Origin of the sequence: Lactobacillus xylocopicola (assembly GCF_033096005.1) — a bacterium.
GTDB classification, from domain to species: Bacteria; Bacillota; Bacilli; order Lactobacillales; family Lactobacillaceae; genus Lactobacillus; species Lactobacillus xylocopicola.
The window spans coordinates 1,518,935-1,531,475 of the sequence record NZ_AP026803.1; the positions used below are offsets into that span (position 1 = coordinate 1,518,935).

Below are 12,541 nucleotides of genomic sequence, written 5' to 3' on the forward strand. Positions count from 1 at the left end.
AGAAAGCGATTCATAATAATTTTACTATTTAGCCCTACTTTTACAAGAAATAATTATCTCATTGCACTTATTTACGTTATACTAAGGCATAATGTATACCTTAAAAGGAGGACTATCAGTGAAAAAAGAAATTATTGCCTTGACAATTGCCGGCAATGACAGTGACGGCAGCGCTGGCATGACGGCTGACCTACATTCATTTTATGCCCGACAAGTTTACGGAATGGGCCTGCTAACCGCTGCTGTTGCTGGCAATACAACCGGCATCTTTGCTCAAGAGGTAATGCCGATCCCCTTTATTCAAAAACAATTTGACGTGCTCAACGAGGACTTCAAAATCAACGCACTGAAGACCGGAATGCTGGCCAACCAAGAGGTAATTGCCTGTGTTGCTAGCAACCTACACAAGTACCAGATGGGCAAGATTGTCCTTGATCCGGTCATCATGACCAAGCATGGCGACACGTTGCTCGATGACGATGCCTACCAGGCCTTTTTGCATGACTTACTGCCCCTAGCCGACATCATCACGCCGAATTTCTATGAGCAACAAAAGTTAACCGGCCTCGAACTCATTGACAAGGACGAAATTCACCAGGGTGCTAAGAAGTTGCAGGCCATGGGGGCTAAAAACGTGCTGATGAAGGGCCGCCATGACGACAAAACCCAAAATCAGGTGACCGATATCCTGCTAGCAGCAGATGGTCAATTTTATGAATTTACTAAGCCTTTCATTAACACCGACCGCATCAACGGCACCGGTGATACCTTATCAGCCGTGATTGCAGCTGAGCTGGCCAAGGGGAACACAATTATCGATAGTATCAAGATTGCCAAGAGGTTCACGTATGAGGCCATTGCCCATCCGATTGAAGTTGGGTCCATGTATGGCCCAATTAACCATTTTGCCGCTCAGCAAGATACAAAATGATTATCTTTTGCCCATGGCCAACCTTTAAGCTATACTTTAACAAGATATTAGAGGCAGGTGCATAATGGCAGACAAGACAATTAAAATTGCTTACTTATACGAAGATCTAATGAATACTTACGGCGATTCCGGTGATGTCAAGATTATTCAGTTTTGGCTAAAAAAACAGGGCTATTCAAGTCAGGTTGCCAATATTTCTTTGGGCGACCCGTTTAACGCCTTTGATTATGACTTTGTCTTCTTCGGAGGCGGCCAGGACTTTGAACAAACCGTGGTAGCAAAAGACTTGCCGCGCCACAAGGAAACCTTGAGCGCCTACATCAAGGCAGGTCGACCAATGCTTGGTGTTTGCGGCGGCTACCAACTGGTAGGCACATATTACAAGACCAACTCCGAGGTTACCATTAAGGGTCTAGACATCCTGCCCTTCCATACAGTCTTCAAGGCCGACAAGCGGATGATTGGAGACACTCGCTATCTGAGTGAGTGGGGCGAAGTCACGGCCTTTGAAAATCACTCTGGCCAGACCTACTTCGACGACCAAGACTTATTGGAACCGCTAGGCAAGATGATTGCAGGCTACGGCAATAACCCGCAAGATGGAGTTGAGGGACTACGTTACCGCAATTTCATCGGAACTTATTCGCATGGGCCGCTCCTTAAAAACCGCAACATGGCTACTGCTATCAGCAAGATGATCTTGTCCTGGCATGAAGAACGGATTAGCACCAAGTAAGCATGAAACTAAGCGGAAACAGTCAACTTTAGAGGCGACTGTTTCCGCTTTTTTGACAGTTTTGGGGGAATCCTTAAGTAAGCAACCATTACGATAAGCTGTTATAGTAAAGTAAATATTCCATGATTTGACTATAGTCAAAGGAGATCTTATGAAAGTTTTTGTAGTTGGGGCCAGCGGCCGGGTAGGCCAAGAATTATGTCAAGCATTAATTAAACGCGGCCATCAAGTTACTGCTGGTGCCCGTCACTTTGACTCCCTCAAGGGACTGAAGTTAACGGAAGTACCACTCGACCTCCACGCGCCAGTTGCCGAAATCGCAGACAAAATTGGTCAGCAAGATGCCCTTTACTTTGTCGCCGGATCCCGCGGCAGCGACGTCTTAGAGATTGATACCTACGGTGCCATTAAAACGATGCAGGCGGCGCAACTCAACCACATTAGCCGCTATATCATGCTTAGTGGTTATGGTTCTTTAAACCCAAGCTTTTGGGAGGAGACTACTATCCGTGAATACTACTTAGGCAAGTACTTGGCCGACAACTGGCTAATCCATCAAACCGACTTGGATTACACCATCTTACAGCCGGGTAGTCTTACCGAAACGCCGGCAACTGGGACAGTTGCCCTAAATGTTCAAGCAGCTGGTAATAATTCAATTAGCGATGTTGCCCGTGTCCTTGCTGCAATTCCAGACCACGACAACTTGATTGGCAAAGTAATCCCCATGCATGAAGGAACTATTCCGATTGATGAAGCGCTAGCGCAAATATAGTCAAAAGACCGCAACATTAGTGAGTTGCGGTCTTTTGGTGTTTTATGCTTTAACTTAATAATTTGCCATCTTCTAAGCAACTATACCAAAGGGACTTAATCTGGTCACTTCAGCTACTAACAGGCTGAGGGGCTCTTGTATTTGTATCAGCACATTACTTTTCAGGTGTTAGTTCCAGCCCTCTTCTTCATAGGCCATTTGCCAAAACTGCAATTCATAGTAGCTGCTGCGAATGAAGGCGTCCCGCATCCCTTGCCGCTCATCTTCTGTTGCCTGGTCGGCCAGCTGGTTGGTCAGGGCCAGCACCTTGGCCACGTTAACTTGATACCAGTCATCTTCATAGGTATCAATCCATTCCTGATAATAAGTAACAGGTGAATCAGTGTCAGCCAGCGATTTACCAATCTCCTGATAGAGCCAATAACAAGGTACGATAGCAGCTACGCCGGCACCGAGGCCGTCCCTGGCCAGAGACTGATACAAGTGATTAACATAAGCATAGGCCGTCGGCGCGATCGGCGTCTTTAAGACTTCTTCCGACGTGATTGCTAATTCTTGAAAAAATTGTTCACGTACCTTGATTTCCGTATCCCTTAAGTCCTGGGCTCGTGCCCGCACAAAGTCAGCTATCTGCTGGTCCTCAGCCGTTGCCGCAATTAGTTGGTGGAACTTGGTGAACTCGTCTAAATAATACCGATCCTGCAATAAATAAAAACGAAACTTCTTTAGTGGCAGTTCCCCACTCGCTAACTCTTTGACAAAGGGGTGATCCTGGCTTTTTTGCCATAAACTACTAGTCGCCGCCTGTAATTGGTCCGTAAATTCTGCCATCATCTTTTCTCCTTGCTCCTAATGGCTTCAGTTTACGCCAGTCTGCCTTTTGGGGCAATCTTTGACTGCTAGCGCATTTAATTCGACATAACAAGGAATAGTCCAAATTTTACCGTCCAAATTCATTGTTGACAACGTTTACAGCAAGACCTATAATATCTAGTATAAAAGGTGTGTTACCGATTAAATTTGGGCATTAACCTATCTTTTGCTGTACGTGTACTTCCAGAAGGTAGGTTTTTTCTTTGCCTTAATCAGAATGAGTGGTGATTAGGAACTACAGGTAACGGAGAGCAGATTTTTACAAAATGGCATGTGACCCCTTGCCACATAAGTGAATAATCATTAATTTGGTGTGTTACTGATTCGATCAGGCATTAACCCGTTAATTGTGATCGCTAGGATTTATTGCAAATTTTAGTCTTTTGCTTTGACGGGTTTTTATTATTTAGGAGGAAAAAATGGCTTACGAAGAATTAAGCAAGCAAATTTTGGAAAATGTTGGGGGAGAACAAAATATTAAGACCGCCTGGCATTGTGCAACTAGACTTAGATTTATTTTAAAAGACGAAAGTAAAGCTAATAAGGCAGCTATTGAGGCCTTGGATGGTGTCGTTACGGTGGTGCAGGCCGGTGGACAATACCAAGTTGTAATTGGCAACAACGTAGGCGAGGTTTACGATGCGCTGGTCGCCCAGGTGCCACGGCTTGGTTCCGGTGATGAAGCAGAAACTGTTGCCGGAGATAAAAAGAAATTAACTGCTAAAGGAGCCTTTGATGCTTTTGTTAGTTTTATTTCAGGATCATTTACGCCATTTTTAGGTGCAATGGCCGGTGCCGGTATCTTAAAGGGCTTACTTTCACTGTTTGTCGTTCTACATTGGATGACGCCAAATACTGGTGCTTACCAGGTTTGGTACGCAGCCGCTGACGGCATTTTCTACTTCCTGCCAATTGTTTTAGCATTTACTGCCGCAAAGCAGTTGAAGGTCAACCAGTTTGTTACGGTTTCAATCGCTGCGGCGCTAGTATATCCAACAATGGTTGCACTTACTTCCGCCAAAACCGCCATTAACTTTTTTGGGATTCCAATTATTCCAACCACTTATACCAGTACGGTAATTCCCATCTTGTTGGTTGTTTTCTTACAAAAATATTTGGAACCACTATTTAACAAGCTTTGGCATGAATCGGTGCGCAATATTTTGACCCCACTCTGCGTATTAATGATTTTAGTGCCCTTGACTTTTATCGTGGTAGGACCGATTAGTACCACCATTAGTAATGCCCTAGCCAACCTGGTGCTCTTCTTATACAAGAATACCAGAATTATCTCCGGTTTCGTTTTAGGCGGTTTCTGGGAAGTCTTCGTGATTTTTGGGGTCCACTGGGCGTTTGTACCAGTCATGATGAACAATGTGACTAAATGGGGTTATGACCCGTTAGTACCAATTCTGTTACCTGCTGTTTTAGCCCAAGCTGGTGCTGCCTTCGCCGTCTTTTTAAAGACTAAAGATGAAAAAATGAAGGGTTTAGCAGGTTCAAATACCATTACCTCAATTTTCGGAATTACCGAACCAACTGTTTACGGCATCACTTTAAAAATGAAAAAGCCTTTCTACTGCGCAACGATTGCGGGCGGGATTGGCGGTGCGATTGTAGCCGCTTCTGGTGTTCATGCTAATGCAGTTAGTTTGGTCAGCATTTTAACGATTCCAACCTTTATTAGTAAAGGTTTTGGTATCTCTTTAATCGGTGACGTTGTAGCCTTTGTTTTGGCCACCATTTTCACTTTGCTATGGGGCGGCATTAACGATCAGCCTCAAACAGCAGCTGTTGCTGCCGCAGCACCACAAACAAAAACTAGTGGACAAGCAAAAGCAACGCTACAAACTAGAGCAGAAACTTTAGTAAGTCCCTTAACTGGCCAGGTTATTCCGTTAACAGATATTAAAGATGAAGTCTTTTCTTCTGGTGCGATGGGTAAGGGTGTTGCGATTGAACCTAGTGTAGGTGAAATTGTGGCACCAGCTGATGCCACAGTTCAAATGGTCTTTCCAACCGGCCATGCAATTGGCTTATTAACCGATAATGGTGCCGAACTTTTAATTCACATTGGCATGGATACCGTTCAAATGGATGGCAAAGGCTTCGAAACGCTGGTGAAGAAAGATGACCAGGTTAAGGCTGGCCAACCACTGGTTAAATTTAACATCAAAGAAATTAAAGCAGCTGGCTTAAAAACAACCACTCCAATTGTCGTCACTAATAGCAAAAATTATCATGAAGTTAACGTAATGGCTAAAAATGAAGTTAAGCAAAACGAGCTATTGTTAGATTTGGAATAAAGTTTTAGCCAGAAAGTACATTTTGATAAATGTGAACTGCAAAATTAGAACAACTTAATAAGTTTTAACTGAGGACTAACTCCTGCTGCACATCAGGAGTTAGTCCTTTTGTGATTGGCGGTAGCCTATGAAAAGCAGTAACCCAACCTAGTTGTTGCCAACCGCTTTCAAAGTCGTTATAATGAAAGTGTTAACACGAGGGGTGCCTTTTAGGCTGAGATGAAAGTTAAGTTCAGACCCTTTGAACCTGTAAGCTAATTCTTGCGTAGGAACGTGTCAAATACGATTATGCTTTGACACCAATGTGTCAAAGCTTTTTATTTGCTTGAAGCTAGGTTTGGGTACTTCTCTGCTTTTTCAAGGAGAAAAAATATGCAGATAGATATGCTTAATAAGGTACGCGGACAAAATCCCGTAGTTTTAAACGTGGCCAATTTCGTTACCGTTCAAGACGTCGCCAACGCCCTAAATGCAATTGGGGCATCCCCCATCATGAGTAAAGAAGTCGCTGAAGCCGAGGAAATGGTCAAGATGGCCGGTAGTGTGACCATCAACTTGGGTACACTAACTAAAGAACAGGTTATCCAAATGCGCACTATTGGGACCTTGGCCAACCAGTTCCACAAGCCCGTGGTGCTTGATCCCGTTGCTGTTGGTGCTGTTCACTACCGTTTAGAAACTGCCCTGGACCTACTAGCATCATTTCCCGTCAGCATTATTCGCGGCAATGCAGGCGAAATCGCTGCTCTTGGGGGCTTTGACTGGAGGGCCCACGGAATCGATGCAGGAACCGGTTCTGGCAACCTGGACCAAATTACTAAGCAAACGGCGACTAAGTTCCACTGTGTGGTCATTGCCAGTGGGGCCACTGATACAATCAGTGACGGTAAAACAGTTGCACACATCTATAATGGCACTTCGCTCTTTCAAGCTCATGTTGGTTCCGGGGATATGCTGTCCAGTATTGTCGCAGCCTTTGCGGCCGTCTGTGACGACCCCTATGCAGCAGCACAAGCGGCCACATTAATTTTTGCCGCTACCGGCGAAAAATTGGCCCTAGATCAACCAGCTCTGGGTCCTGGAACTTTTGGAAGTCATTTGATGGACTACCTAAATAAGCTTCAAACCACTGACTTTGACCAAATCGCACGTTTTGATTAAGGAGAATTATCATGAATGACCAAGTCAATTCGTTTCCCCAAGTGCTTACTATTGCTGGCACTGATTCCGGTGGCGGTGCCGGCATCATGGCAGATCTTAAAACCTTTCAGATGCAGCGGGTCTTTGGCACCGCAGTGGTCGTCGCTGTGACCGCTCAGAATACACTAGGCGTGCAGGACTCTTACTTAATGCCACTCGACATGGTGGATGAACAGTTTGCTGCTTTAGCCGCTGACTTTAAGATTCGCGCGTGCAAGACCGGCATGCTGGGCGATGCTAATCATGTCCACCAAGTTGCCCTCAACCTGCAAAAATATAATTTTGGACCCGTGACCGTTGACCCAGTGATGGTAGCCAAGGGCGGCGCGCCATTATTGGAACCAGCTGCAGTAGCCACGGTCAAGGAAGAACTGCTACCGCTGGCCAACCTAGTGACACCTAATCTACCCGAAGCAGAGGTTCTAACGGGACTTAGAGCCGAAAGTGAGGCCCAGTATCCTGATCTAGCCCACAGCCTGCAAGAACTGGGCGCCCAAAACGTCTTAATTAAAGGTGGTCACGCTAGTCATAACACTGTTCGGGATTATGCCCTGCTTAGCAATGGCTCAAGCTTTTGGGTCAGCAGTCCGCGCAAGCAAACAGAACGCACACATGGGACCGGTGATACCCTAGCAGCGGCAATTACTGCTCAGCTAGCTCTGGGTCACAATCTACAAGATGCAATCGAAAGCGCCAAGAAATACGTCAGCCGGACAATTGAGCAAACTATCCAGGTTGGACACGGGCATGGACCACTCAACCACTGGGCCAAGTAAAAGGGGAAACTATGCAAAAATTCAATTCCCAGTTGTTACGCGCTTACTTTATTTGTGGATCTCAAGATGTCCCTGCCGGCAAAACACTACCAGGACTAGTTGAAGAAGCCTTAAAAGCTGGTATTACCGCCTACCAATTTCGTGACAAGGGGCCGAGATCAACCTTGGCGGCCGCAGCACGTCTACCGCTAGCTCGCCAATTACATGGGCTCTGCCAGCAATATCACGTGCCTTTCTTTGTTGATGATGACGTAGACTTGGCCCAAGCAATTGGTGCCGAAGGTATCCACGTGGGACAAAGCGATGAGGCCATCAAGCAGGTTGTCGCAGCAGTTCACGAGCAAATGATGGTCGGTTATTCTTGTTCAACCCTGGCTGAAATCATTCAAGGCGACCACATAGGTGGCATCGATTATTACGGTAGTGGGCCGATTTTCGCCACCCAATCTAAAGACGACGCCGATCCCGAAATCGGCCTTAGTGGCCTGACCCAGTTAGTGGAACAAACGAACCGGCCGATTGTTGCCATTGGCGGTATCACCGTAGAGAGCCTGCCAGCCATTGCGCAAACCGGCGCAGCCGGTGCCTCAGTCATTTCGATGATTGCCAGTAGCACCAACATCAAGCAGACAGTGCAGGCCATGCTCGCTGCTCCGTGGAATAACTAATTCCGTTTAAGTCCTTAAATACACTTACACCAAAAACCCAGCTTCAAGTTGAAAGCTGGGTTCTTTTGGACTCGTTTGCTTAGTCTTTTTATAAACAAGCCAATTTGGTTAAAGTTCGAATCATTTGTGCCACAAAGCCTGATTCATTATCATACCAGGCATAAGCCTTAACAACCTGACTGCCCGCAGGACCATTGGCAATCTGGGTAATTGTGGGGTCAAAAATTGAGCCAAATTCTGTACCAATAATATCCGACGAAACAATTTCATCATCATTATAACCAAAGGATACGTTATCAATGGTGTGTTTTTTTATGCTGTCATTAAAGCTATTTACCGTCACAGGCTGCTGCAAAACGACTACTAATTCTGTTAATGAACCAGTAATTACTGGGAGCCGCTGAGCAATTCCCGTCAGCTTACCTTGCAATTCAGGAATTACTAATCCAATAGCCTTAGCTGCACCAGTTGAATGCGGAATAATATTCTGTGCAGCAGCGCGGGCATTACGCATGTTGTCATTACGATCTGGACTATCTTGTAACATTTGCGATGTCGTATAAGCATGGAAAGTCGTCATTGTTCCCGTATGGATACCAAACTCATCGTTCATTGCCTTAGCAAGAGGAGCCAGACAATTGGTCGTACATGATCCTGCTGAAACAATCTGGTCATCGGCAGCCAGGATGTCATCATTGACATTATAGACAATCGTCTTAATATTTCCGGCTGGAGCAGAAATGAGGACTTTTTTTACACCAGCTTTCAAATGCGCTTGCGCCCGTTCCTTAGAGGTATAGAAACCAGTACATTCTAACACTACTTCTACTCCATCATTTTGAACCCAGGGAATATTCTGTGCATCTGCCTCCGCATAAACGGGAATTTTTTTGCCATCAATTACAATACCATCTTTAGTCGCTTCAACATCGTGATCAAACTTGCCATGTGCGGTATCATATTTTAACAAATGCGCAAGCATTGCTGGTGAAGTTAAATCATTGATGGCAACAAGTTCAAGATCATCATTACCCACTTCATACATGCGCCGTAAAGCTAAACGACCAATCCGACCAAAACCATTAATTCCTATTTTCTTTGTCATCATTATTTTTCTCCTTTAATATTTATTGATAGGCCAAGTATATGACCTCCAAGCTGTTGTGCATAATTCAAAATCATGATTGTGTTATCATCTTTAAAGATAGGAGAAAAAATGAATTTTAACGACCTTAGTATTTATCAAACCATTTATGAAACACAGTCGCTAAACAAGGCTGCAAAAGAACTAGGTTACTCCCAATCCAACCTTACTGCACGTTTGCAGGCTTTGGAAAAGGAATTAAATGCTCCACTCTTTATTAGATCCAATTCGGGTATTCGTCCAACTACAAATGGGGAGCAAGTTTATAAATTTACTGTATCTGCCCTGCACAATCTCGACGCACTCAAGGACAAACTAGCTGACCGCCAGCCTCAAATGCTTTCTTCAGAACTCCTCTTTGACTACCTACTCAATCAGAAAGATATCTTTCTACTTGAACATTATGATGTAACCATTAAAAAGACTGATCAATTTCAAGACATTCTAGCTCGTAAAGAATTCGATGTGGTTTTATCCTTTACACCGACTACACTGCCAAACTATTCTTTAGTCAAGGAAGACCAGCTTACAGCAACTTTTTTACAAGGAAAGCCGTCAACTAATAGCAAGCTACCAATTGCAATTAATTCTGACTATTCCTGTCCTTTTCGCCAATTAACCTGTAAATTGTTTCCCAACCAGAATGATCTGATTGAAATTGATTCTTTAGAAATGATTTTGCAACTGGTCAAGCAACAACGGGCAATTGCCTTGTTGCCATGTCATTTGATTAATGACCAACTGGTTCAGGCTAGCCCGAAAAGATGGTCTATCCCCTACTATCATTATCGCAACCAGCTATAATAGCTTGCAGAAGTTACCTTCAAACATGGATCAAATAAAACTGTTTTGAAAGATTTGAGCTATCAAAGCAATAGCAACAAACCTTTTCCTTGTCATGGTATTTGGAGCTTCTGTTATAGTTGTTTGGCGTGTAATCATAGTTTTGTCACTATTATGCTAATTTAGCTAACAGCATTCTGATTACCATAATTTGGTTAATAGTCGGTATTATGGCTTATGTAGTACAAATAAAACTTGTTTTACAGACAAGACAACACAAATATATAATTAGTCATTCATAGTAAAAGCATTTACTATGAGAAATAGTTAAAAATTAAATTTCATAAGAAGAGCTTGGCAGAATAGTTTCTCCCAAGCCTTTTTTCGAAGCTATTAGTAAAATATCACTTTTGTGAAATATTGGAACAGGTCACTCTAGAATCATCAATACCTTTCTAATTAGATATTTATTCTGAAAGCTTTAGCTACAATATCTGTCTAAAGGGGTTATACTAGAGAAAACAGTTAAAAAAGGGGTAACTTACGTTATGAATAAAAAAGTTGTTACATATTTAACCGCCATGCTATTATGTGCCGCTTCATTTTGGGCTATTGGCGACAGGCAAACCACTACCGTTCAAGCTGCAACACACACACTTACTAAGACGGTAATGCATAATGCACAAGCTTATTCCAGGTTAGGTAAAAAGGTTAAGGGCAGCTACCCCGCTTTTTCAACCATCATCGTTGATGACCAGCTGGTAATAATTGGTACGCAGCCACATGCACCTTATTATAAAATCGCAAATAAGAAGCGGTACATTAAAGCTAGCAATATTGATGGCGTTAAACGCAAATTAACCCAAAACTCCTATGTTTATGTCTCAAGTAGGCAAAAAGCTGGCACCAAGGTAATTAAAAAAGGCAGCACCATTACTACATACGGTAGCGCCTACAGATTTAAAAACGGTCAACTGTATTACCGCGTGAGCGGACCACAAAGGCAATATATTAAAGCCAAAAACTTAGGTCCGGTTACTGGTTCATCAACCGAGGAAACTACAGTAACAGTTATCAATAGTAGAGGTACCGCAATCTATAAGGATGAAGATAACATTGATACGATTAACAAGAGGGTTAAAAAAGGCACCAAGTTCAGAGTTGATCGTTGCGAAGAAGGTAGTCGCGCTGAATATATCGAAAATATTATTGGCCAATTTGTACCCAATGCGGTAATTTATCGTATAAAAGGAACAACTCATTGGCTCTGGGGCTTAGATGTCAAAGCCAACAAAAAACTGCCAGTACATGATTACAATGCTGAGAACTTTACCTATATCAGATTTAATCAAGACGTTAACGTATATAATGCCGATGGCACCATGCAAGACCATCATGGACAAAAAATCAGAAAACAAGGCGGATCATTCAAAGTAAACAAATTGCTATATATTTGGGTACCAACTGAAAATAAGGTTGAGCTGTTCTATCATCTTGTAGGCGATGAATTTTACTCTACTCATCCTGAAGTAAGCGAAAAAATTGAAGTTGGCGATGCCTATGTTAAGCAAAATGAAGTAGAATTTTTCCTCGGGATAAAATTAAAACCAAGCAATACCGTTCAAGACGCACTAAATCAAGCCAAGCAAAATAACTCAAATTAGTCAGTAAAATCAATGTAAGAGTATGAAGCAGCCATTAAATTGGCTTTTTTTATATTTTAAAATCAACCATTTTGTCTGCTACCGAGATGGCATTATTTAAAATGACTGCTTGCATTTTAGGTTCGACTTTATCCAGTTTTTTCCGTTTTCTCTCCAATGTGCAATGTAATCAATTGTATAATCGTGGTTATCAATACCTAGATTTTTAGCTACTAAACTAAGAAGTTAATTGGCTTTGCAATGCTCTCTTTGGTCGGATTAACGTGCAACTGTGCGTGGCCTATTTCGTGCATAAGCGTTGTAGCAGCTTTCTTTAATTCCTGTTGAAGACTTAATTCAATTAAATTACAGTGACTCTGGTAAATTTTAACTGAAGATGAACAATAGTGTTAAATCTTCACCATCAATATTCGGAATTTTTGTCGTATTCAGAAAAAAGAGTTTTCATTCGCGCACTTGATTTTCAAATGTATTCAATTACGCACATGCTACTGGATCTCAAAAACGCAAAAGTAATTGATAGTAATGGAAATGATATTACTAATTTCGAATAATAGAGTTTTGGCTTATTAAATAATTTGTTTGCTTATAAATCGTATATAATTAGTTTTTATTTTTGCGCTTCTCGATCGGGATTAGAGTAATATGTCCCTCAGTAAACTTAATAATTACAAAATCTTGTCCC

The 12,541-nt window shown here is 42.8% G+C and carries 11 protein-coding genes and 1 riboswitch; of the genes, 9 read left to right on the plus strand and 2 right to left on the minus strand.

Features of this window, described 5'->3' with window-relative positions; all coding sequences use genetic code 11:
• The first annotated feature begins 178 nt into the window (after positions 1-178).
• The 3 genes from thiD (R8389_RS07325) (at position 179) to R8389_RS07335 (ending at position 2,442) form a co-directional block, all read left to right on the plus strand.
• Positions 179-931, plus strand: coding sequence for a bifunctional hydroxymethylpyrimidine kinase/phosphomethylpyrimidine kinase (thiD, locus tag R8389_RS07325; protein WP_317638269.1), 753 nt, complete (start codon positions 179-181; stop codon positions 929-931).
• A gap of 64 nt (positions 932-995) precedes the next feature.
• Positions 996-1,667, plus strand: a complete 672-nt coding sequence (locus R8389_RS07330; protein WP_317637374.1) for a type 1 glutamine amidotransferase — start codon at positions 996-998, stop codon at positions 1,665-1,667.
• A 151-nt stretch (positions 1,668-1,818) separates the two neighbouring features.
• On the plus strand, positions 1,819-2,442 hold the full coding sequence (locus tag R8389_RS07335; protein WP_317637375.1) for an NAD(P)H-binding protein: 624 nt from the start codon (positions 1,819-1,821) through the stop codon (positions 2,440-2,442).
• Positions 2,443-2,610: 168 nt separating this feature from the next.
• Here the strand turns inward: R8389_RS07335 and tenA are convergent, their stop codons facing one another.
• Positions 2,611-3,276 carry a thiaminase II gene (tenA, locus tag R8389_RS07340; RefSeq protein ID WP_317637376.1) on the minus strand — a complete coding sequence of 222 codons (666 nt, stop codon included), beginning with the start codon at positions 3,274-3,276 and terminating at the stop codon, positions 2,611-2,613.
• Between the two features lie 458 nt (positions 3,277-3,734).
• On the opposite strand from tenA, the gene R8389_RS07345 reads away from it, so the two are divergent.
• The 4 genes from R8389_RS07345 (at position 3,735) to thiE (ending at position 8,265) form a co-directional block, all read left to right on the plus strand.
• Positions 3,735-5,621: a beta-glucoside-specific PTS transporter subunit IIABC gene (locus R8389_RS07345; protein WP_317637377.1), complete on the plus strand. Its 1,887-nt coding sequence runs from the start codon at positions 3,735-3,737 to the stop codon at positions 5,619-5,621.
• A gap of 188 nt (positions 5,622-5,809) precedes the next feature.
• A riboswitch (TPP riboswitch) is annotated at positions 5,810-5,910 on the plus strand.
• Between the two features lie 83 nt (positions 5,911-5,993).
• Positions 5,994-6,782 (plus strand): hydroxyethylthiazole kinase, encoded by a 789-nt coding sequence (gene thiM, locus R8389_RS07350; RefSeq protein WP_317637378.1) that lies wholly within the window; start codon positions 5,994-5,996, stop codon positions 6,780-6,782.
• A gap of 11 nt (positions 6,783-6,793) precedes the next feature.
• Positions 6,794-7,597, plus strand: a complete 804-nt coding sequence (gene thiD, locus R8389_RS07355; protein ID WP_317637379.1) for a bifunctional hydroxymethylpyrimidine kinase/phosphomethylpyrimidine kinase — start codon at positions 6,794-6,796, stop codon at positions 7,595-7,597.
• Positions 7,598-7,608: 11 nt separating this feature from the next.
• Positions 7,609-8,265, plus strand: coding sequence for a thiamine phosphate synthase (gene thiE / locus R8389_RS07360; RefSeq protein WP_317637380.1), 657 nt, complete (start codon positions 7,609-7,611; stop codon positions 8,263-8,265).
• Positions 8,266-8,353: 88 nt separating this feature from the next.
• Here the strand turns inward: thiE and gap are convergent, their stop codons facing one another.
• Positions 8,354-9,370: a type I glyceraldehyde-3-phosphate dehydrogenase gene (gene gap / locus R8389_RS07365; RefSeq protein WP_317638270.1), complete on the minus strand. Its 1,017-nt coding sequence runs from the start codon at positions 9,368-9,370 to the stop codon at positions 8,354-8,356.
• A gap of 111 nt (positions 9,371-9,481) precedes the next feature.
• Here gap and R8389_RS07370 point away from each other — a divergent pair, with 111 nt between their 5' ends.
• Positions 9,482-10,213, plus strand: a complete 732-nt coding sequence (locus tag R8389_RS07370; RefSeq protein WP_317637381.1) for a LysR family transcriptional regulator — start codon at positions 9,482-9,484, stop codon at positions 10,211-10,213.
• A gap of 527 nt (positions 10,214-10,740) precedes the next feature.
• Positions 10,741-11,856 (plus strand): SLAP domain-containing protein, encoded by a 1,116-nt coding sequence (locus R8389_RS07375; protein WP_317637382.1) that lies wholly within the window; start codon positions 10,741-10,743, stop codon positions 11,854-11,856.
• Positions 11,857-12,541: the final 685 nt, after the last annotated feature.

What these genes read in the sequence shown, in the direction of transcription:
- thiM (WP_317637378.1), top strand. Translation starts at nt 5,994, where the DNA reads ATGCAGATAGATATGCTTAATAAGGTACGCGGACAAAATCCCGTAGTT.
- tenA (WP_317637376.1), bottom strand. Translation starts at nt 3,276, where the DNA reads ATGATGGCAGAATTTACGGACCAATTACAGGCGGCGACTAGTAGTTTA.
- gap (WP_317638270.1), bottom strand. Translation starts at nt 9,370, where the DNA reads ATGACAAAGAAAATAGGAATTAATGGTTTTGGTCGGATTGGTCGTTTA.
- R8389_RS07345 (WP_317637377.1), top strand. Translation starts at nt 3,735, where the DNA reads ATGGCTTACGAAGAATTAAGCAAGCAAATTTTGGAAAATGTTGGGGGA.
- thiD (WP_317637379.1), top strand. Translation starts at nt 6,794, where the DNA reads ATGAATGACCAAGTCAATTCGTTTCCCCAAGTGCTTACTATTGCTGGC.
- R8389_RS07330 (WP_317637374.1), top strand. Translation starts at nt 996, where the DNA reads ATGGCAGACAAGACAATTAAAATTGCTTACTTATACGAAGATCTAATG.
- thiD (WP_317638269.1), top strand. Translation starts at nt 179, where the DNA reads ATGACGGCTGACCTACATTCATTTTATGCCCGACAAGTTTACGGAATG.
- R8389_RS07375 (WP_317637382.1), top strand. Translation starts at nt 10,741, where the DNA reads ATGAATAAAAAAGTTGTTACATATTTAACCGCCATGCTATTATGTGCC.
- R8389_RS07370 (WP_317637381.1), top strand. Translation starts at nt 9,482, where the DNA reads ATGAATTTTAACGACCTTAGTATTTATCAAACCATTTATGAAACACAG.
- R8389_RS07335 (WP_317637375.1), top strand. Translation starts at nt 1,819, where the DNA reads ATGAAAGTTTTTGTAGTTGGGGCCAGCGGCCGGGTAGGCCAAGAATTA.
- thiE (WP_317637380.1), top strand. Translation starts at nt 7,609, where the DNA reads ATGCAAAAATTCAATTCCCAGTTGTTACGCGCTTACTTTATTTGTGGA.